The following is a 19,175-nucleotide window of genomic DNA, read 5'->3' as shown; positions in this document are numbered from 1 at the left end:
TCGGTGTCCATACGAGATGATACTGACAGCGATAGAATACGTGAGAAGCGGATTCATATCTGCTCATGCTATTTACTCCTTGATTTGCTGGTAACAAACCAGGGGCAGTATTTCGCATGGGCATTCTACGGACAAAGCCCCACATGAACGATCACCCCCCCCCATAGGAGGTGGTTTAGGGGTGACAAAAAAAGGGGCCATCAGGCCCCATGTTTATTTCGCTAAGCAACACTGCTTATATTTTTTACCGCTACCGCAAGGACAGGGATCGTTACGCCCGACCTTGACTTCATTGCGGATAGGTTGCTGCACGACTTCCGGCTCAGCATGCTCAGTCCAGTATTGGTACAACGAGAGCGCTGCCGGGCGGATATGCTCCACACTGGCGATAAACTCATCGACAGAAAGCGCCTCAACCGCCGTAAACTGCGCTTCCGTTCCGTGTAAAGCAATGCTGTCCAGCGCCGCCTGAGGATCTTCCGGCAGATCAGGCCAGTTTCCGAGAGCGACGCCGCGCATATAGCCGAAGCACCACTCCTCAACAATCGTCAACTCCTGACCTTCCTCCTCACGGGTTCCAAACAGCGGTTCAAACTGATCGGGATATTCGTCCAGACGTTCAGCGACATCGCTCATGTGCTGCAGAGTCAGGTTAACAAAGTGGTCACGCTCGCGGTCACTCGCCCAACGCGGTACATTGTCCGCACCGCCCCAGATTGCCAGCAGCCACTGAGCCGGTTCAATCTCTTTCGGGCCGGAGAGAATGGCCGTCAGCAGGCCGTCAAGCTCTGAGACATCAAGGATGGCACCCTCAGTGGCGTATTTCGACAGGATATCGTCCAGCCATTCAAGTTCGCTTTCGTTCAGGGGTCCGGTTTTCATAAACAGGCTCGTCGTGGTAGAAAAATGGCGCATACAGTAGCGGAAATGCCAGGAGAAAACCACCCGGCAACGTATTCAGCGAGCGTTAAATGTCTTTAATGATGTTGGCGCGCATCGTTTCGTATTCGCTCTCGGTAATGGTTCCGTCATCGAACATTTTTTTCGCCTGCGCAAGGCGCTCCCGGACATCATCGGCGGAAGAGAGCGGCGCACTCTGCCGGGCAGCGAGCGGGCTGTATTCGCTCTCTTGCTGGATGTCGCCATAGCGATTTGCTCCGTCGGTGCCGCGGGCAAACAGCAGCCAGACAGACAGCGCCAGCGCCGCCAGGCCTCCCGCTGCCGTTACCCATACCCAGGCAGCCGCCTCGCCGTTTTCAACGTTGGCGATAATGCCGATAAAGCCAACCAGCAGAACAGCATAGGGTGACAACAGCCACCAGCCTGATTTGTTCAAATCGTGCAGACGACGTACCGCAACCGCGATACCGGGGACAATAATGATCAGACCAAACAGCCCCCCACAATCGGAATCAATCCCAGTAAGGCCGAAAGCACAAAGTTGGCAACGGTAAAAACCACATATTCCCTGCGCGCTGAGCGCCCGCGAAAGGTGGCATATTTGCGGAAGCAATCACCGTAGCTTTCAAGCAATGTAGCCATAAGCTCCCTCTTTTAAATTGTTTTTATTGCCATAACGGCATTCCGTTCCCAAAGGACAATCTTCCGGCGAACCGGAGCGCTATTTTACCGCAATTTGGCAGTGCCACGCCTGAGAAAAATAGGGGGAACCGCTGAATACCGGTACTCCCCGGCAGGGTGGCGGAAGGCGGCGGACTCACGAACAAATATCCCCGCCACCGCGGGTTGTGGGCCGGGTTCCTGAATCCAGGCGCAAAGCGGGTTATCGGCTTTTGCTGCGTTGTAATCGACGCAGACAACACGATCGCTCAAGGTGTTAGGTTCGCCGGATAAGGTATAGTGACCGATTACCACCGGAATATCTGTTCTGTCCAGGCCAGCCTGCGCCAGGGGAATATCCGGAATCCGGTTGACCATTTCCGGCTGAACCTGCGCTATCTGGCGATAGGTTTTCGCATCATCCCGCCACCAGCGTACGCGAATATGGTGGCGCTCGACGCCCGTCTTATCGATGAAACTAAAACCCGCAGGTAATTTCAGTTCCGGTCCTTTAAGCACCATCTCGATCATCCGGAAAAGAGGATGCTGTTGATCAAAAGCATCGACCCAGCTTTCGGGTTTCAATCGATTCTGTTCATCCAGCCACGGCCGCAATCGGGCAATAGTCTTGTCTTCCCAGCAGGCATGTATCGCCCGAATATCGCCATAATCAACAAACAGCGGCAGCGTTTTAAACCAGTCGATCCAGAAATCATGCTGAGGGGTGTCTTCAACGACATCAGTCAGAAATGCCTGATGCTGACGGCGATTATTCGGTGAATGCGGCCGTAGCGGCTGAGCGCTATGCGGATGGCGCATTGCCCAGCCAACAGCGTTAAATTCATGATTGCCCATCAGACATATCGCCTGCCCCGATGCCACTTCCTCCCTCACCCGCTCCAGCACCGCCAGGTGGTTGATCCGCGTCCCAGGCTGATTATCAATCAGATCACCGACAAAGATCAGTATGCGTTCATCCCGCCGGTACAGAGCATCAAGGTGTTCCAGCAATGCGGAGAGCTTACGGTACTGACCATGGATATCGCCGATGAAGATTCTACGCCTCTCCGGCAGGTCAGGATGCAGCATATGAACACCTTTTTAGAGGAACAGAAGCATTGATAATATCAGTTTCAGTGGACGGTTCGCCGGGATTTTCACCCGGCGTAAAATTATCCCATCAGACGTCATCAGGAGGCGACCCGTTATGGCCGAAGAATGACGGTCGTCCCGTCAGCCTGTGAACTGTTCGACAAGACAATATTATCAAAGGGTAGATTTCAGAAATGAAAAAACCACCCGTAGGTGGTTTCACGACACTGCTTATTGCTTTGATTATTCTGCTTTTATCCCAATGGTACCCGGAGCGGGACTTGAACCCGCACAGCGCGAACGCCGAGGGATTTTAAATCCCTTGTGTCTACCGATTCCACCATCCGGGCTCGGGATGTAAAGTGGAGGCGCGTTCCGGAGTCGAACCGGACTAGACGGATTTGCAATCCGCTACATAACCGCTTTGCTAACGCGCCTTAATGCTTAAACACCCGCAACTGCCGATGTTTTTAATCTGGAGCGGGAAACGAGACTCGAACTCGCGACCCCGACCTTGGCAAGGTCGTGCTCTACCAACTGAGCTATTCCCGCATCATCAAGTAAATTTGCTAATCACTTGATTTTGCTATCGTCTGGCAAGCTGTGCTGCCGTTCGATGCGTTGCATTCTACTTACCTGGCGAAATGAGTCAACGATATTTTTTAAATCCCTGTGTCGTTTGCTGAAATTTGCGGCGAAACGATCACTGATCAAGCAAATCCCCGCGTGCGGCGTTCAAATACTGCAGCATAGACCACAGCGTCAGCACCGCTGCCACAAGGAACAGGGCGATTCCGGCCCATTCTACCCAGATGTTTGGTCGCCACAGCATCCACACCAGCGCCGTCATCTGCGCGGTCGTCTTTACTTTCCCGATCCAGGATACCGCCACGCTGCTGCGTTTGCCCAGTTCGGCCATCCACTCACGCAGCGCAGAAATAATAATTTCACGGGCGATCATGGTCGCCGCCGGCAGGGTTACCCACCAGGTGTGATAGTGCTCAACCACCAGCACCATCGCAATCGCCACCATCACTTTATCCGCAACCGGGTCAAGAAAGGCGCCGAAACGCGTGCTCTGATTCCAGCGGCGGGCCAAATAACCGTCAAACCAGTCGGTAACGGCTGCGATAAAAAAGATCAGAGCACAGGCAAAAGGTGCCCAGACGAAAGGCAGATAAAACGCCAGCACAAAGAACGGTATCAGGATGACGCGAAACAGAGTAAGCAATGTAGGGATATTAAATTGCATAGTGACAGGTAACTATTTGTTAGAAGTAAAAATTAGCCCTATGTTGCTACAGAGCCCCTAATGTTTCAACGAGTAGAAGATCTTTTCTGCCAGACCGTGAGATATACCCGGTACTTTGGCTATCTCCTCAACGCTGGCTTGCTGTAACCCTTGCAGTCCGCCCATATACTTCAGCAGCATCTGGCGGCGTTTCGGCCCTACCCCTTCGATAGTCTCCAGTGAACTGGTGCTTTTCACTTTTGCCCGTTTTTTACGATGCCCGGCAATGGCATGATCGTGGGATTCATCGCGAATATGTTGAATAACATGCAGCGCAGGCGAATCAGGCGGCAGGTTAAACCCCTCGCCTTCTGGTTCGAAGAATAACGTTTCCAGTCCGGCTTTACGGTCGCTACCTTTTGCCACCCCCAATAAGAGAGGATGCTGTTTATCCCATGGCACATCCAGCTCGGCAAACACGCTTTTCGCCTGCCCAAGCTGTCCTTTACCGCCGTCTATCAGGATAACGTCAGGAATCTTGCTCTCTTCTATCGCCTTACCGTAGCGACGGCGCAGAACCTGATTCATCGCCGCATAATCATCGCCCGGCGTAATGCCGGTAATATTGTAGCGTCGATACTCCGCGCGCAGTGGTCCGTTACTGTCGAACACCACACAGGAAGCCACCGTTTGTTCACCCATAGTATGGCTAATATCAAAGCATTCCATGCGTTTAACAGCCGGCAGTTTAAGTACGGTAGCCAACGCCTGCAGACGTTGTTGTATCGTCGACTGTTGGGAAAGGCGGGTCGTCAACGCCGTTGCCGCATTGGTTCGCGCCAGCTTCAGATAGCGGGCGCGGTCACCGCGCGGTTTCGTCTGGACGTTCACCCGACGCCCCGCCAGTTCGGAGAGCGAATCCGCCAGCAAGGTTTTATCGTCAAGATTAAAATCGAGCAGAATCTCTCCCGGCAGGGTACGCATCTGACTGCCCTGCAGGTAGAACTGGCCGACAAACGTTTCCACCACTTCGCCAGACTCCGTACCGCCGGGCACTTTCGGGAAATAGCTGCGGCTGCCGAGGACTTTTCCCTGACGGATAAACAGCACGTGGACGCAGGCCATGCCCGCATCAAAAGCGACGCCGATAACGTCGATGTCATCGCCGGTATTCGAGACGAACTGTTTCTCGGTCACCCGGCGTACGGCCTGAATCTGATCGCGAATGCGCGCGGCTTCTTCAAACTCCAGCGCCTGGCTGGCCTTCTCCATCCGGGCAATGAGCTGCGTCAGCACCTGATCATCTTTGCCCGCGAGGAAAAGCCGCACATATTCCACCTGCTGCGCGTACTCCTCTTCGCTCACCAGCCCTGAGACACAGGGCCCCAGGCAGCGGCCAATCTGATACTGCAGACACGGACGCGACCGGTTACGGTACACGCTATTCTCGCACTGGCGGACAGGGAAAATTTTTTGCAGCAGTGCAAGCGTCTCGCGAACCGCATAACCATTCGGGAAAGGACCGAAATACTGGCCCCTGGCGTGTTTCGCACCGCGGTGCATGGCCAGCCGCGGGTGGGTATCGCCGCTAAGGAAAATAAAGGGATAGGATTTGTCATCACGCAGCAGCACGTTATAACGTGGCTGATACAGCTTGATGTAATTGTGTTCCAGCAGCAGTGCTTCCGTTTCCGTATGGGTTACGGTCACGTCGATTTGCGCAATCTGTGCCACCAGCGCTTCAGTTTTACGCGAAGCCAGATTGCTCCGAAAATAGCTGCTCAGCCTTTTTTTCAGATCTTTTGCTTTGCCAACATAGATGACAGTACCGCCAGCATCATACATGCGATAGACGCCCGGCTGGCTGGTTACCGTTTTCAGGAAAGCTTTTGCGTCAAAAACATCACTCACTGACTTGCTAACGACTCCGCATTGCACAGACCATGACGAATGGCCAGGTGGGTCAACTCGACATCACCGTGGATGTTTAATTTATTGAACATCCGGTAGCGATAGCTGTTCACGGTTTTAGGACTCAGATTCAACTGTTCTGAGATCTCATTCACCTTCTGACCCTTGGTGATCATCAGCATAATCTGCAATTCGCGTTCAGACAAACTGGCAAAAGGGGATTCTGTCTTTTCTGGTTCAATCTGGCTAAGCGCCATTTGCTGCGCGATATCGGAAGCAATATAACGTTGGCCAGACGCCACGCAGCGAATGGCATTCACCACTTCCTGCGGCGCAGCACCTTTACTCAGATAGCCTGCGGCACCAGCCTGCATTACTTTTGCTGGCAGCGGATTTTCAGTATGCACGGTGAGCATAATCACTTTGGTATCAACAATGGAACGCGCAATCTTACGCGTGGCTTCCAGACCTCCAATTCCTGGCATGTTCATGTCCATCAGAACAACATCAACGGAATTGGCGCGACACCATTTCACGGCATCCTCGCCGCAGCAGGACTCACCGACAACTTTAATCCCTTTTATATCTTCCAGAATGCGTCGTATCCCTGCGCGCACTAGCTCGTGGTCATCAACAAGAAGGACGTTGATCAAAGGAATAATCTCCAGAATTAGGGATAACGCTACGGATAGCTTATCTCATACATATTACCGGGTTTTCTCGTCACTTTAAAAGCCAAAAAAATGCCCTACGGAAAGTTTCTTCCCCGGATATGTCAATTTGTCTGCACAGCAAGTGGAAACTTATAGATAACAGTAAGTTATATTACGCTTCATTTTTAACATTTACCCTACAAAAACACCGCATGACGCGGCTATACCGCATTGCTAAATAGGAAACAAAATATGTAACAATAATTAACTATGAAAACACAGCCCCGCAAAATTAACCGGCGACGCGTGTGCAGAGTATGTATTATTCAGGCAATGAATCAGCCTACACCTCTGATGAGAGAACATAAATTACGCTCTCCTTTTTTTCCCGGCGCTTGTGGTATACTGCGCCGCCTTAACATTTAGTATTGCGCAAAAGCGCCGATAGCAAACGAGGATATCGATGAGCACTCCAGATTTTTCCACTGCAGAAAATAATCAAGAACTGGCACAGGAAGTGACCTGCCTGAAAACGCTGCTGACGCTGATGCTCCAGGCAATGGGCCAGGCGGATGCAGGTCGTGTGATTATTAAAATGGAAAAACAGATCACGCAGATGGAAGATGAGGCTCAGGCTGCCGTATTCTCCAGCACCGTTAAGCAAATTAAACAAGCTTACCGCCAGTAACAGTCAACCGGCTGTGTACAGCACAGCCGGTCCCCCACGTCTGACACGCAGAACGCCCTACCCGCTCAAATTAAACCCGTCGCCACCGCGTAACAGGCGATTTGCGTTTTATTTGGCGCATTGAATTTGCGTTGCATATTTTTTTGATGGAAATTAACCGTATTTTCTGAGATGGAAAGAATAATCGCCACTTCAGCCGATGTTTTTCCCTCTGCCGTCCATTTCAATATTTCCAGTTCGCGACGACTAAACTTCATTTCCGGCGGCATGACCATCGCATCTTCCAGTCGCAATAACGTCAGCAGGCTCAACTCGGTCAGCATTCTTAAGCGCATCTCCTGCTCATCTTCATCAAAAGGACCTGCGCTAAGACTCTGGCCGGAGACGGACAGAAACCCCTGAGCATGATTAGGCAAAATCAAACACTGGGTAACCCCTTTGTTCAACCCGTGGTCGCGCGCGCCATCCCACAATTCGGGCGTATCGCGGAAAAGCCTGTCATCCCACGGCAGATGACCGCGAAGAAAGTTTTCGGGACGCAATACCGGATCGATAGCAAAATAATTCTCAGCCTGGTAGTGTGTCATCCACGCCTGTGGATAGGTCGATTGCAGCGTAATCCTGGGCCGGGTAAAAGGTACAGGATGACGTACGCAAAGCGCAAAATAGTCATATTCCAGCCTTTCTGTTTGTTGTTGCAGGAGATTATAAACTTCGTCTCCCATCGTGATTGACTGAAATTGTTGCAGCATTTCCCGCCGCCAGCTGAAAAAATCATTGTCCCTCATAACCGAGCAAATAACTCCTGAGTAATAATCATTATTAGAAATACAGAAAACTAACACATAAATCTTATTTATATGTATAAAATATCGTATACATCGCACTTATTAGGCCGTGACTGGTACTCTTCACCCGTGACAGGAGAAAAGTATGTCGGATCCTTTGTCGCTGACCACCATATATTCCCGGCTATGGCAGGCCTTTAGTTTCAACCCAGCCCCGGAAGTCGAATTTACCCAGCCGGGAGCGCTACGTTCCTGCTTTGCCGTCACCGATTTTGCCTCCGCCTCTATCGCCGTTGTGGGCGGGTTGCTGGCACAACTCTCAGGTACCTCCTCGTTGATCAGGGTCGACCGGCGCCTCGCTTCTTATTGGTTTCATCATAGCCTGTATCCTGTAAACCGGCCGCCCCAGTCGCTTTGGGATCCGCTGGCCGGTGACTACCCGACACAGGAGGGCTGGATCCGTTTGCATACCAACGCGGCCCACCACCGGCGGGCCATGGCGCACGTTTTGGGTGAACACGACTCGCGCGCGTCTCTGGCGTCAGCGGTACGCCAGTGGCAGGCTGAAGCGCTTTAGCATGCGGTCATCGAAGCCGGCGGTTGTGCAGCGGCAATGCGCAGCGCCCGACAATGGCAGGCGCACCCGCAGGGAGTGGCGGTCAGTCAGGAACCGCTGCTCATCGAAGCCCCTTTACCGCCTGGCCCACCCGTCAACTGGCGTCTGTCTCGCAGCAGGCCACTGCTCGACATTCGGGTGCTCGATCTGACGCGAATTATTGCCGGACCGGTGGCTACACGCCTGCTCGCCGGTCTCGGTGCGCAGGTGCTACGGATCGATCCGCCTGACTGGCATGAGCCGACGCTCGAAGAGGAAATCACCCCCGGCAAGCGCTGCGCACGGCTGAATATAAAAACAGCGAAAGATAAGCAACGTTTAATAGATTTGCTCTGCCAGGCTGACGTTATCGTACACGGTTACCGTGCCGATGCGCTGGATGCCCTGGGATTCGATAGCGAGACGCGGGCGCAACTCAGACCCGGGCTGGTCGATGTCTCGCTGAATGCCTGGGGATGGAGTGGCCCGTGGCGCAACCGTCGCGGGTTTGACAGTCTGGTGCAGATGGCCTGCGGGATTGCCGCCGCCGGTCAACAGTGGCGCCAGGCGGATAAACCGGTACCGCTGCCGGTTCAGGCTCTGGACCATGCCTGCGGCTATTTAATGGCTGCCGCGGTACTCAAAGGTCTTTATCGCCGTGCCACCTGCGCTGAGGGTTACCGCGCGCGCCTGTCGCTGGCTCGCGTGGCGGCATGTTTGATGCAGTATCCCACGCCAGAAAGTCCCATCCCTTTTCGGGAACCGCAGCGGGGCGATTTCCAGCCGGCGATGGAGTGGTCGGTTTTCGGCCTGGGCGAGCGTCTGCGCTTTCCGTTACAGCTGGCAGGAACACCGGTGGTCTGGTCGCGGCCGCCCTCGCCTCTGGGAACGGCCGCCGCACGCTGGTAAACATTACTGCATCAGAAATTTTTCAAGGAACTGGCGGGTGCGCGGCTGCTGTGGGTTGGCAAACAGCGCTTTCGCCTCCCCCTGTTCGACGATACGCCCCTGGTCCATAAAAATAGCGCGGTCCGCGACATCGCGGGCAAAGCTCATTTCATGAGTCACGATGACCATCGTGCGCTTCTCCTGCGCCAGTTGGCGAATAGTGTTAAGCACCTCGCCAACCAACTCAGGATCGAGAGCCGATGTTGGCTCATCAAACAAAATGACATCCGGGCGCATCGCCAGCGCTCGTGCAATGGCCACACGCTGCTGCTGACCGCCGGACAGACGACGGGGATAGCTGTTTTCTTTGCCGCTCAACCCCACTTTCGCCAACAGTTCCCGGGCGCGAACAATGGATTCGTTTTTATCCTCCCCCTTGACGATAACCGGCCCTTCAATGATATTTTCCAGTACCGTACGATGCGGGAACAGGTTGAAATTCTGGAACACAAAACCCACATGCTGGCGCAGACGGCGAATCAACCCTTTTTGCTGACTGAAACTGCGTGCGGTATCAATCGTCACATCGCCCACCCGAATGGTCCCGCTTTCCGGTTGTTCCAGCAGATTAATACTGCGCAGCAGCGTCGTTTTACCGGACCCGCTGGGGCCGATGATCGCCACCACTTCCCCCTCCTGCACACTGAGGTCGATACCGTGCAGTACCGTTTGGCCGTGGAATTTTTTCACCAGGTTGTTGACTTCAATGGCACTCATTTTGGATCACGCTCCTGGCGATTCAACTGGTTTTCAAAATAGTTCTGCAACGAGGACAACACTGTCGCCATCACCCAGTAAATCAGCGATGCGGCGAGATACATAGTGAACACTTCGAGGGTGCGCGAGGTAATCAGCTGCGCCTGACGGAACAGTTCCGGAACCTGAATGGTGGCCGCCAGCGAGGTATCTTTTACCAGGCTGATAAAACTGTTGGATAGCGGCGGCAACGCCACGCGCGCAGCCTGCGGCAAAATCGCCCGACGTAGGGTTTGCCATGGCGTCATACCGATACTGGCCGCCGCTTCCCACTGACCCTTGTCAATCGAGGTAATCGCCGCACGCAGCGTTTCCGCCGCGTAGGCCGCGGTATTCAGCGACAGGCCAATCATCGCCGCCGGGATCGGGTCGAGCTCAATACCAAACTGCGGCAAACCGTAATAGATCATAAACAGCTGGGCAATCAGCGGGGTACCGCGGAAAATGGAGATATACATTCTCGCCAGCCATTTCACCGGCCACAGAGGCGACATCCGCATCAAAGCGAGGATAAAGGCCAGCACCAGGCCAAAGAACATACCGCCGATGCTCAGCTGTAAAGTAAACACCGCGCCTTTTAGCAGATAAGGCGCGGAATCGATAACCAGTTGGATACTCTCTTGCATTCTGTATGTTCTGCTTTAGATATGGGGATGATAGGCAAACAGCGCCGGCGCTCCACCCGTGTGGATAAATAAAATCGGCCCTTCATCCTTAAAGCGCTTCTGATTAATGCCGTCAATCAACCCGGCCATCGCTTTGCCGGTATAAACCGGATCCAACAGAATACCTTCCAGCTGCGCCAGCAGCTTCACTGCGTCCATTCCTTCGTCGTTCGGCATGCCATATCCCGGCGCAAAATAATCATCCCACAGCTGAATCTCCGCATTGGCCTGAAGCTCCAGGCTGCTCGCCACCGCCTGCTGAAGCGCAACGACCTTCGGCAACTGATCCGCCGCCTTGCGTGAGACGGTGACGCCAATCAGCTCAGCCGATGGCATCAGCTGTTCCAGTCCTACGGCCAGCCCGGCATGGGTACCCGCACTGCCGGATGCGACCACGATGGAAGAGAGCTCAACGGCGCCTTCGCACTGTTGGGCGATTTCGAGGGCACTTTCCACATAGCCCAGCGCGCCAAGCGCATTTGAGCCTCCCACCGGAATGACATAGGGCCGATAGCCCTGCGCTTCAATGCGGGTTGCCAGTTCTTCCAGCTGAACATTGGGTTGGGTCAGCGCATCGCACATCTCAACCTGGGCATTAAACAGATCCAGCAGCAGGCGGTTACCGTTGGTCAAATAGTTCCCGGCGCGAGTGCCAATGGGGTTTTCCAACAGCGCAACGCAGTGCAGACCCAGTTTTGCGGCCACCGCCGCCGTTTGACGAACGTGGTTCGACTGAATCGCGCCGGCGGTAATTAAAGTATCCGCACCTTCACGCAGCGCATCTGCCGCCAGAAACTCCAGCTTACGCAACTTATTGCCGCCCATCGCCAGCGGGGTCACGTCGTCACGTTTAATAAAAATCTCGCGGCCCAGATGGTCGGACAGACGCGGTAGATATTCCAGCGGCGTCGGTGCGCCAATCAATTCCAGGCGCGGGAAGCGCGTTAAATTTTGCAATGACATGGTACCTCCTGACTCAGTTATCTTTATTATGCACACACCGGCGTGCGAAATAAAAAAAGGCGCTATCAATAGCGCCTTTTTTCACCGCCAGCCGTTACTTCGTCACGTCAGCGCCAAACCATTTTTCCGAAAGCGCTTTCAGGCTGCCATCTTTTTGCATATCAGCAATAGCGCCATCAACCGCTTTCAGCAGATCTTCATTGCCTTTACGCAGCGCCACGCCAGACTCCTGACGGGAGAACGCTTCACCGGTCACCGCAAGGGTATTGCCGGTTTTCTTCACCAGATCCAGCGCCGCCAGGCGATCGACCAGAATCGCGTCAATACGACCAACGCGCAGATCCTGATATTTAGTCGGGTCATCATCATAGGTACGGATATCTACGCCCTGGACGTTCTGACGCAGCCACTCTTCGTAGTTAGTCCCCAGACCGACGCCGACTTTTTTGCCTTTCAGGTCAGCAGGGGTTTTGATCACGCCTTCGTTGCCTTTTTTCACCAGCGCCTGGATTCCCGACACCGTATAGGGGGTAGAGAAGTCATACTTTTTCTTACGCTGATCGGAAATAGTGACCTGGTTAATCACCACGTCAATACGTTTGGAATCGAGGGAAGCCAGCATGCCGTCCCATTTGGTCGGTTTCAGATCGGCCTTCACGCCCAGATGTTTTGCTAGCTCATTGGCAAAATCAACCTCGAAGCCGGTCAACTTACCGTCGTCGCCCTGAAAGCTAAACGGCGGATAGGTCCCTTCCAGGCCTACGCGCAGCGTCCCGCGCTCTTTAATCTGCCCCAGCAAATTTTCCGCAGCAAACGATTTTACGCTGACGCCGGCCATTAAAACGACAGCCATCGCGCCCATCAGCGCCTGACGACCCAGAAATGCTAATTTCATAGATGCCCCTGATAAATGATATTTTCCAGTAGTGTAAGATGTTTAGTGTCGCTCACCAACACCGATACGCTACATCTTATTCCGAAACATTATAAACCCAGCCATTTAGGGCATAGCGAAAAAGACAGCCAAAATTCATCGAATTTGCTGGAGATATCTCATACTGCAAAGGTCAGCTTGATGACGTCTGGAGCATGGAAGATGAAAAACCCCACGTTACTGCAGTGTTTTCACTGGTATTACCCCGCCGGCGGCGAGTTGTGGCGCGAGGTCGAAGCCCTGGCCCCGAATCTGAATGAAATTGGTATTAACATGATTTGGCTCCCTCCGGCTTACAAAGGAGCATCCGGCGGATACTCCGTCGGCTACGACAGCTACGATCTTTTTGACCTCGGCGAGTTCGACCAAAAAGGTTCCATTGCCACGAAATATGGTGATAAAGCGCAGCTCCTTGCCGCCATTGCGGCCCTTCGCCAGCACGATATTGCGGTTCTGCTTGATGTGGTGGTCAACCACAAAATGGGGGCAGATGAGAAAGAGCATATTCGTGTGCAGCGCGTCGATGAACAGGATCGGACGCAAATCGCTGAGGAAATTATCGAGTGCGAAGCCTGGACACGCTACACCTTCCCCGTCCGGGGCGGGCAGTATTCTCAGTTTATCTGGGACTACAAATGTTTCAGCGGCGTCGATCACATCGAAAATCCCGACGAGGACGGCGTTTTTAAAATTGTTAACGATTATACCGGCGAAGGCTGGAGCGATCAGGTCGACGATGAAATGGGTAATTTCGATTACCTGATGGGCGAGAATATCGATTTTCGTAATCATGCAGTTGCCGAAGAGCTGAAGTACTGGGCCCGCTGGGTTATGGAGCAAACTGGCTGCGACGGTTTCCGTCTCGATGCGGTGAAACATATTCCCGCGTGGTTTTATAAAACGTGGATCGACCACGTCCAGGAAGTGGCGGCAAAGCCGCTGTTTATCGTGGCGGAGTACTGGTCGCATGAAGTTGATAAGCTCCAGCAATATATCGAGCTCGTCGACGGTAAAACGATGCTGTTTGACGCCCCGCTGCAGATGAAGTTTCACGAAGCGTCACGCCAGGGGCACGACTACGATATGAGCCAGATTTTTAGCGGCACGCTGGTTGAAGCCGATCCGTTTCATGCCGTCACACTGGTGACCAACCATGACACTCAACCCTTGCAGGCGCTGGAAGCCCCCGTTGAGCCATGGTTCAAACCGCTGGCCTATGCGCTCATTCTGCTGCGCGAAAACGGCGTACCCTCGGTTTTTTATGCCGATCTCTTCGGCGCCAGCTATGAAGATACCGGCAGCGATGGCCAGACTTATTCCATTGAGATGCCGGTTATTGAACAGCTGCATGAACTTATTGACGCCCGCCAGCGTTTTGCCCACGGCGTCCAGACGCTGTGGTTCGATCATCCCAACTGTATTGCATTTAGCCGCAGCGGCACCGATGAGGATCCGGGATGCGTCGTTGTCTTGTCTAACGGCGATGAGGGAGAGAAGCTGCTGGCGCTGGGTGCTAACTATGGCAATAAGCGCTGGAAGGATTTTCTCGGCAATCGTCAGGAGGTGGTGGAAACCGACGACGAAGGCTGCGGTACCTTCACCTGTAACGGCGGAAGCGTCAGCGTTTGGGTCATTGAAGAGGTACTGTAGTTGTTGAAAGCACGCGGGCTGAACGTCGCCTCAGCCCGCACTGCATTAGTTCACGCTTTTCCCGGCAGCGGCTTTTTTCCACGCCTGCTCACACTCGGTGGTCAGGCGGTCCACGCGAGTCAGGGTCATACGATCGTATTGCAGCGTGTTACCTGAGCGCTCAACAGGATAAACATCGAGCCGCGAGGTGACATTGTAGATCTGCTCATCACGCCGCATTAATTTACCCGGCGTGGCGATGACGCGCTGCCACTGACGACAATCCAGAGTATCGCCATTTTTCGTCACAATCAGGCTGGCAATCGCGTCCGGGCTCATCATTTCACTCTGCGGACCTTTTGACTGCCAGTATCCCTCTAACCCGGCTGGCGCTGGCGCTTTGACGACGGTATCGTAATTATCAACCTGGACACATCCAGCCAGCATCAACAGCGCACCGGCAATCACTATCTTTTTCATCATCCATCCCACAAACCGATAAAAAAGTATTGTGGCATTAAAGCGTTAAGCCCGCCACCCCTCCCGCAAAGCCCCAGCAAACTTGCCAACATGAGTGGGCATAAAACACCACCGTCGTCCCCGGAGAAAAATGATCCCGGTCGCCGTCGCATTATTAATTAATAACGATAATGAAGAGCCGATGACAATATGCTGACTATTTACACAACCAACATAAGGAAAATCCTAAAAATATTTATTATTTGCCGTCTAGGTTATCTCGAAAAGAGGCAATTTTGCTTTTAATTCCCCCACATAACCAGGTCTCACATTACTTTGGGAGTATTCCTGGCAAATTATGGGCAATATTACGGAATAGTTTAGACTGTCTGATGGTTCCTGTGCAGAACCGGGTTTTTATTACCCACATAAATGGATTTCATCGCGCTTGTCGGCGAGGGATAAATTATCGTTACGTGTTGATTGAGGATGGGTCATGTCAACGATTATCATGGATTTGTGTAGCTATACCCGGTTGGGGTTGGCCGGGTATCTGACAAGCCGAGGGATAAAGAAGCGCGACATCAGCGAAGTACATTCTGTGGAATGCCTGAAAGAGGCCTGTGAATTCATGCGTCCGGCAGTGGTATTTATCAATGAAGATTGCTTTATTCATCATCCGGATAGCAATCAGCTTATCCGGCATATCATTACCCGATATCCTGGGACGTTATTTATTATCTTTATGTCGTTAGCTAACATTCATTTTGATCACTATCTGCTGGTGCGTAAGAATTTGCTTATTAGTTCCAAATCGCTGGCGCCAAAAGACCTTGATGAAATCCTGGGTAATCGCCTTAAATACGATAACTACAACAGCGCCCGTATCAATATTCCGACACTTTCACTAAGTCGTACCGAATCGAATATGTTGCAAATGTGGATGGCGGGCTATGGCACGGCGCAGATTTCAAGCCAAATGAACATTAAGGCGAAGACGGTCTCGTCGCATAAAGGGAATATTAAAAAGAAAATTCAGACCCACAATAAACAGGTGATTTACCACATCGTTCGCCTGGCGGAAAACATTACCAGCGGCATCCACGTTAACCTGCGCTGAACCAGGCGTAGGCAAAACTGGCGTCGGTGCCCTGCGCCAGTTCAGATGCCTCACGAACTAATCTTCTCTCTCAACAAAGATCCCGTCCGGATGCCCTTTTTCGTTAAAAAACCAGATCCCCAGCGGGTAGTCTTCCAGCGAAACCAGATACATTGTTCCTTCACTAAACGACTCTATTGCCAGAACTACCCCCGATCGACGTGGGCCACCGTCGGTCTTCACCGTGACACGATCGTTTACCTGCATAACTTATCTCCTCTATTTTGAGCCAGTGTAGAACAAAAAGCCCCGCAGTGCAGCGCTCTGCCTGGCGAGTGGCGATTTTATAAACCGTCCGGCAAGACGGCTGGCGCTGCGCCGACCATCCTCTGATTTTGTGCCTATACTTAAGCAGGCACGATCTGAGCCAAGCGAGGTAGGCATGATGAAAACCGCCAAAGATAGTGGATATGCAGGAAGTCACGGGGTGAATGTTGATGTCGATGCCCTGCTGGCGGCGATTAATGAAATCAGCGAGAGCGAGATACGGCGTTCGCGGGACGACCCGCATCACGTTAGCGTTGATGGCCGTGACTATCACACCTGGTGCGAACTGGCGGAAGCGTTTGAACTCGATATTCATGACTTTAGCGTCACGGAGATCAACCGTTAGGTACAGGTGAAAAAAATCCCGACTCGCAGGAGTCGGGATGAAACTTGCTAATGCAAGAAGCACTTGAAAATTCGTTACACCGGGATATCCGTTGCCGGAAAACATTATCCTCAATTATTTTGTATGACAAGAGTTATTCATGAGGAAAATAATTGAGAAATAGTATGAACTTTCTGTCGCACTCCCTGGAGGCTGATGGCGTAAGGGTTTTTTGCGCTTGTTTTTCCCTGATCGCTCGTTAACCCATGGCACCTTTTTAAGATAAATCTCACTTCTTCAGGCCAGTACTACCCTACTGCAAATCCTTAAAGCAGACCTGATTGCGTCCATTTTGTTTGGCGAGGTAGAGCCGGTGATCGGCCGCTGACTGCAGGTTTTCAAAATTAAACCCGGCAGAATCATCGCTGCTGCTCACCCCCAGTGATGCACTGATCCGCAAACTGGTGTCGTTGCAGAGCAGAATTTCACGGCTGTAAATGCGGATGCGGATACGTTCGGCGATGGCTATCGCCACCTGTAAAGTGGTGTCAGGCATCACAATACAGAATTCTTCGCCGCCGACGCGGCCGGCCAGATCGCCTTCACGGATATTGCTCGCAATCGTACTGGCGACCAGCGACAGTACGCGGTCGCCCGCCTGGTGCCCATACTGGTCATTCACTTTCTTAAAGTAATCGAGATCGAGCTGGATAACGGAGACCGACCGACCTGTCTGCTCGCACATTCTGGTGGTGGCGATAGCCCTTTCAAATAAAGCTCCGCGATTTAACAGCCGGGTTAACGCATCATGCCATGCCTGCCACTCCAGCGACTTTTGCAGAACGCTCATATTGCGCACCATCCGCAAAATCACCTGCCAGGAGATGATCAGCATCAGCGTAAAGAGTAGCCACATCAGCGTCAACGCAATAGTGATGGTGCCGAAGGCACCGCGTACGCCTTCCTGAAGCGAGTGAATTCTCAGCAGCACGCCATCAAAGTTGTTTAACTTCTGCCAACTGATATAGCGCGTTAATAAGCGAATACCGCCCTGGTTTTCATGCAGAAACGCGTAGCTAAGCATCGCCTGTTCACGGGCTGACAATAGAGTCAGTACATTCCCCGACGCTGAGGAAGCAATCAGGTTAAACCGACTGTCATACAGCTGGTATTCCCCCTCTTCGCCTCCCTTAATGGCGCTGACCAGAAACGCCTTCATTTCTCGCACTGAAAAATCCATCGACAGCACGCCGAACCAGTCATGGCGGAAATCAAGGGGAACGGAGACCGTCACCACCGGATCATCGTTTTGCTCGCGCTCATCGAAAACGGTTTGCCAGAACACGCCACGACCGGGGTTGTTCCGCTGCGATTGCCGGGTAAACCACGGGGCGGCGATCGCATGGGTATAGAGCGCCTGGGCCTGCACCGCGTTTTTTGGCAATTTGGTGCCTGTAAAAAAACCGCTGCGCGAAATGTACAGCATGCGTTCTTTAAACCCGCGGTTATCATCGGCCAGACGCAGGAGATAGCCCAGCTCGAGAGCCGCCATCAGCTCATTACCGGTGGTCTGGGAGTCGTCGTTACGGGACAGTATGCTCTGGCTGCCGACAAAGGCATCAGAGACGCCATACACCGGGAGAGTACGCCGGTTATGTAACGCCACAGACCAGATCGGGTCATGGCGTTTGCTCATATATTCTTGTTCGGCATTACGCAAAATCTCGAAATCCAGTGGCGTTTCAAGCGCCGACTGCATCCCGTTGCGAAAAAACACCATTCTGTCGATGTTGAACAGCAGCAGACTGTCCATTTCGTGGGCGACGTTTTCAAGATTGTTGCGCTGGTTGGTGACGTACGCCCCTTCCAGCACCATCACTTCACGCCAAATCAGGAGAGTAGAAAAAAAGAGTACTGTGACAAAGCAATAATTAACCACATGTCCCGGCCTGGAAACACGGCGAAATGTTCTTACCCACTGCGGTTTATCCATTGTGCTCTCGCAGTACAATTAAAGCGACAAACCTCATCAAAGCCCCTTGTTGGTCAAATAAGCACGATAAAACGCCCGGCTTTTGCCGGGCGCTATAGAGGGTCAGGCACTCTTCTGTCGCGGTCCTTCCCAACGTACTAACTCATCTTCACGGAACGCCTCGCGTTTAACGCCATAGCCGTCATACCAACGACACTCGACCATCCCGTTGGCGAAGCCCGTCACAATCATGCGCGGCCCTCCGCTCTTTCGCCTCACTTCATCACTGACCAACAATACCATTTTTTAGTCCGTCATCTGGGAGAAACAGTTTCACCATAGACGAAGCGGAATGATTTTGCATAATCAGCGGCAGATTTTACTGCGCCGCAGCGCGAAACCCGGTGATAGCCTTCACGCCAGCCAGCACCACCGCGCCGACGATAAAGCCCAGCACCAGATTGACGCCGGTCGGCAGCAGTGAGGCGATGAGGCCGGGCTGTTCACCAGCCCACCGTTCAACCGCGTGATGAAGGGGCGCAATACCGTGAACAATAATGCCGCCGCCGACCAGAAACAT

19 protein-coding genes, 3 tRNA genes and 3 pseudogenes are annotated in these 19,175 nt (G+C 52.8%); 5 read left to right on the top strand and 20 right to left on the bottom strand.

Annotated features, from left to right (window positions below):
• The 10 genes and pseudogenes from ACZAHD_RS15340 to uvrY form a co-directional block, all read right to left on the bottom strand.
• Nucleotides 1-67, bottom strand: a pseudogene (locus tag ACZAHD_RS15340) (IS200/IS605 family transposase); the annotation flags it as partial.
• Nucleotides 68-213: 146 nt separating this feature from the next.
• The gene (locus ACZAHD_RS15335) at nucleotides 214-882 is read right to left on the bottom strand and encodes a YecA/YgfB family protein (RefSeq protein ID WP_462457536.1); all 669 of its coding nucleotides are present in this window, start codon (nucleotides 880-882) and stop codon (nucleotides 214-216) included.
• Nucleotides 883-967: 85 nt separating this feature from the next.
• Nucleotides 968-1,513 carry a DUF805 domain-containing protein gene (locus tag ACZAHD_RS15330; protein ID WP_462457535.1) on the bottom strand — a complete coding sequence of 182 codons (546 nt, stop codon included), beginning with the start codon at nucleotides 1,511-1,513 and terminating at the stop codon, nucleotides 968-970.
• 113 nt (nucleotides 1,514-1,626) lie between these two features.
• Entirely contained in the window at nucleotides 1,627-2,649 is a 1,023-nt protein-coding gene (locus tag ACZAHD_RS15325) for a metallophosphoesterase (protein WP_462457534.1), read from the bottom strand.
• A 266-nt stretch (nucleotides 2,650-2,915) separates the two neighbouring features.
• Nucleotides 2,916-3,002 (bottom strand) — tRNA-Leu (locus tag ACZAHD_RS15320).
• A 13-nt stretch (nucleotides 3,003-3,015) separates the two neighbouring features.
• Nucleotides 3,016-3,089: transfer RNA gene (locus tag ACZAHD_RS15315), tRNA-Cys, on the bottom strand.
• Between the two features lie 39 nt (nucleotides 3,090-3,128).
• Nucleotides 3,129-3,204 (bottom strand) — tRNA-Gly (locus ACZAHD_RS15310).
• 151 nt (nucleotides 3,205-3,355) lie between these two features.
• Nucleotides 3,356-3,904, bottom strand: a complete 549-nt coding sequence (gene pgsA, locus ACZAHD_RS15305) for a CDP-diacylglycerol--glycerol-3-phosphate 3-phosphatidyltransferase (protein ID WP_462457533.1) — start codon at nucleotides 3,902-3,904, stop codon at nucleotides 3,356-3,358.
• 57 nt (nucleotides 3,905-3,961) lie between these two features.
• A complete protein-coding gene (uvrC, locus tag ACZAHD_RS15300) occupies nucleotides 3,962-5,794 on the bottom strand; it encodes an excinuclease ABC subunit UvrC (RefSeq protein ID WP_462457532.1) in 1,833 nt (610 codons plus the stop codon).
• Nucleotides 5,791-6,447, bottom strand: a complete 657-nt coding sequence (gene uvrY / locus ACZAHD_RS15295; RefSeq protein WP_462457531.1) for a UvrY/SirA/GacA family response regulator transcription factor — start codon at nucleotides 6,445-6,447, stop codon at nucleotides 5,791-5,793. Before uvrY ends, uvrC begins: the two co-directional genes overlap by 4 nt.
• 463 nt (nucleotides 6,448-6,910) lie before the next feature.
• On the opposite strand from uvrY, the gene ACZAHD_RS15290 reads away from it, so the two are divergent.
• Nucleotides 6,911-7,135, top strand: coding sequence for a DUF2594 family protein (locus ACZAHD_RS15290; protein WP_004864152.1), 225 nt, complete (start codon nucleotides 6,911-6,913; stop codon nucleotides 7,133-7,135).
• A gap of 65 nt (nucleotides 7,136-7,200) precedes the next feature.
• Here the strand turns inward: ACZAHD_RS15290 and sdiA are convergent, their stop codons facing one another.
• Complete coding sequence (sdiA, locus tag ACZAHD_RS15285; RefSeq protein WP_462457538.1) at nucleotides 7,201-7,923, bottom strand: transcriptional regulator SdiA; 723 nt, start codon at nucleotides 7,921-7,923, stop codon at nucleotides 7,201-7,203.
• Between the two features lie 145 nt (nucleotides 7,924-8,068).
• Here sdiA and ACZAHD_RS15280 point away from each other — a divergent pair.
• A pseudogene (locus tag ACZAHD_RS15280) lies at nucleotides 8,069-9,427 on the top strand (CoA transferase).
• Nucleotides 9,428-9,430: 3 nt separating this feature from the next.
• Here ACZAHD_RS15280 and tcyN read toward each other — a convergent pair.
• The 4 genes from tcyN to tcyJ form a co-directional block, all read right to left on the bottom strand.
• The gene (gene tcyN / locus ACZAHD_RS15275; protein ID WP_462457530.1) at nucleotides 9,431-10,183 is read right to left on the bottom strand and encodes an L-cystine ABC transporter ATP-binding protein TcyN; all 753 of its coding nucleotides are present in this window, start codon (nucleotides 10,181-10,183) and stop codon (nucleotides 9,431-9,433) included.
• Nucleotides 10,180-10,848 (bottom strand): cystine ABC transporter permease, encoded by a 669-nt coding sequence (gene tcyL / locus ACZAHD_RS15270; RefSeq protein WP_462457529.1) that lies wholly within the window; start codon nucleotides 10,846-10,848, stop codon nucleotides 10,180-10,182. Before tcyL ends, tcyN begins: the two co-directional genes overlap by 4 nt.
• A gap of 15 nt (nucleotides 10,849-10,863) precedes the next feature.
• Entirely contained in the window at nucleotides 10,864-11,850 is a 987-nt protein-coding gene (gene dcyD / locus ACZAHD_RS15265) for a D-cysteine desulfhydrase (protein WP_462457528.1), read from the bottom strand.
• A gap of 94 nt (nucleotides 11,851-11,944) precedes the next feature.
• On the bottom strand, nucleotides 11,945-12,745 hold the full coding sequence (gene tcyJ / locus ACZAHD_RS15260; RefSeq protein ID WP_462457527.1) for a cystine ABC transporter substrate-binding protein: 801 nt from the start codon (nucleotides 12,743-12,745) through the stop codon (nucleotides 11,945-11,947).
• Nucleotides 12,746-12,946: 201 nt separating this feature from the next.
• Here tcyJ and amyA point away from each other — a divergent pair, with 201 nt between their 5' ends.
• Nucleotides 12,947-14,434 carry an alpha-amylase gene (gene amyA / locus ACZAHD_RS15255; protein WP_462457526.1) on the top strand — a complete coding sequence of 496 codons (1,488 nt, stop codon included), beginning with the start codon at nucleotides 12,947-12,949 and terminating at the stop codon, nucleotides 14,432-14,434.
• 45 nt (nucleotides 14,435-14,479) lie between these two features.
• Here the strand turns inward: amyA and yedD are convergent, their stop codons facing one another.
• Nucleotides 14,480-14,896 (bottom strand): lipoprotein YedD, encoded by a 417-nt coding sequence (yedD, locus tag ACZAHD_RS15250; protein WP_462457525.1) that lies wholly within the window; start codon nucleotides 14,894-14,896, stop codon nucleotides 14,480-14,482.
• 472 nt (nucleotides 14,897-15,368) lie between these two features.
• Between yedD and rcsA the strand changes: the two genes are divergently transcribed.
• On the top strand, nucleotides 15,369-15,992 hold the full coding sequence (gene rcsA, locus ACZAHD_RS15245) for a transcriptional regulator RcsA (protein ID WP_462457524.1): 624 nt from the start codon (nucleotides 15,369-15,371) through the stop codon (nucleotides 15,990-15,992).
• A 57-nt stretch (nucleotides 15,993-16,049) separates the two neighbouring features.
• Here rcsA and dsrB read toward each other — a convergent pair whose 3' ends face one another.
• On the bottom strand, nucleotides 16,050-16,238 hold the full coding sequence (gene dsrB / locus ACZAHD_RS15240) for a protein DsrB (protein WP_462457523.1): 189 nt from the start codon (nucleotides 16,236-16,238) through the stop codon (nucleotides 16,050-16,052).
• Nucleotides 16,239-16,416: 178 nt separating this feature from the next.
• Here dsrB and yodD point away from each other — a divergent pair, with 178 nt between their 5' ends.
• On the top strand, nucleotides 16,417-16,644 hold the full coding sequence (gene yodD, locus ACZAHD_RS15235; protein ID WP_462457537.1) for a YodD family peroxide/acid resistance protein: 228 nt from the start codon (nucleotides 16,417-16,419) through the stop codon (nucleotides 16,642-16,644).
• Nucleotides 16,645-16,936: 292 nt separating this feature from the next.
• Here the strand turns inward: yodD and dgcQ are convergent, their stop codons facing one another.
• From dgcQ to ACZAHD_RS15220, 3 genes and pseudogenes are all read right to left on the bottom strand, one after another.
• On the bottom strand, nucleotides 16,937-18,616 hold the full coding sequence (gene dgcQ / locus ACZAHD_RS15230; protein WP_462457522.1) for a cellulose biosynthesis regulator diguanylate cyclase DgcQ: 1,680 nt from the start codon (nucleotides 18,614-18,616) through the stop codon (nucleotides 16,937-16,939).
• Nucleotides 18,617-18,718: 102 nt separating this feature from the next.
• Nucleotides 18,719-18,898, bottom strand: a complete 180-nt coding sequence (locus tag ACZAHD_RS15225) for a YodC family protein (protein ID WP_462457521.1) — start codon at nucleotides 18,896-18,898, stop codon at nucleotides 18,719-18,721.
• Between the two features lie 76 nt (nucleotides 18,899-18,974).
• Nucleotides 18,975-19,175, bottom strand: a pseudogene (locus ACZAHD_RS15220) (hypothetical protein); the annotation flags it as partial.

This window comes from Raoultella sp., from assembly GCF_039594335.1.
Taxonomy (GTDB): domain Bacteria; phylum Pseudomonadota; class Gammaproteobacteria; order Enterobacterales; family Enterobacteriaceae; genus Klebsiella.
This window is presented reverse-complemented; position numbering and strand designations above follow the sequence as displayed.

Excerpts from the sequence above, each read along its gene's own strand:
- ACZAHD_RS15335 (WP_462457536.1), bottom strand. The coding sequence starts at position 882 with ATGAAAACCGGACCCCTGAACGAAAGCGAACTTGAATGGCTGGACGAT.
- ACZAHD_RS15325 (WP_462457534.1), bottom strand. The coding sequence starts at position 2,649 with ATGCTGCATCCTGACCTGCCGGAGAGGCGTAGAATCTTCATCGGCGAT.
- pgsA (WP_462457533.1), bottom strand. The coding sequence starts at position 3,904 with ATGCAATTTAATATCCCTACATTGCTTACTCTGTTTCGCGTCATCCTG.
- ACZAHD_RS15290 (WP_004864152.1), top strand. The coding sequence starts at position 6,911 with ATGAGCACTCCAGATTTTTCCACTGCAGAAAATAATCAAGAACTGGCA.
- sdiA (WP_462457538.1), bottom strand. The coding sequence starts at position 7,923 with ATGAGGGACAATGATTTTTTCAGCTGGCGGCGGGAAATGCTGCAACAA.
- tcyN (WP_462457530.1), bottom strand. The coding sequence starts at position 10,183 with ATGAGTGCCATTGAAGTCAACAACCTGGTGAAAAAATTCCACGGCCAA.
- tcyL (WP_462457529.1), bottom strand. The coding sequence starts at position 10,848 with ATGCAAGAGAGTATCCAACTGGTTATCGATTCCGCGCCTTATCTGCTA.
- dcyD (WP_462457528.1), bottom strand. The coding sequence starts at position 11,850 with ATGTCATTGCAAAATTTAACGCGCTTCCCGCGCCTGGAATTGATTGGC.
- tcyJ (WP_462457527.1), bottom strand. The coding sequence starts at position 12,745 with ATGAAATTAGCATTTCTGGGTCGTCAGGCGCTGATGGGCGCGATGGCT.
- amyA (WP_462457526.1), top strand. The coding sequence starts at position 12,947 with ATGAAAAACCCCACGTTACTGCAGTGTTTTCACTGGTATTACCCCGCC.
- yedD (WP_462457525.1), bottom strand. The coding sequence starts at position 14,896 with ATGATGAAAAAGATAGTGATTGCCGGTGCGCTGTTGATGCTGGCTGGA.
- rcsA (WP_462457524.1), top strand. The coding sequence starts at position 15,369 with ATGTCAACGATTATCATGGATTTGTGTAGCTATACCCGGTTGGGGTTG.
- dsrB (WP_462457523.1), bottom strand. The coding sequence starts at position 16,238 with ATGCAGGTAAACGATCGTGTCACGGTGAAGACCGACGGTGGCCCACGT.
- yodD (WP_462457537.1), top strand. The coding sequence starts at position 16,417 with ATGAAAACCGCCAAAGATAGTGGATATGCAGGAAGTCACGGGGTGAAT.
- dgcQ (WP_462457522.1), bottom strand. The coding sequence starts at position 18,616 with ATGGATAAACCGCAGTGGGTAAGAACATTTCGCCGTGTTTCCAGGCCG.
- ACZAHD_RS15225 (WP_462457521.1), bottom strand. The coding sequence starts at position 18,898 with ATGGTATTGTTGGTCAGTGATGAAGTGAGGCGAAAGAGCGGAGGGCCG.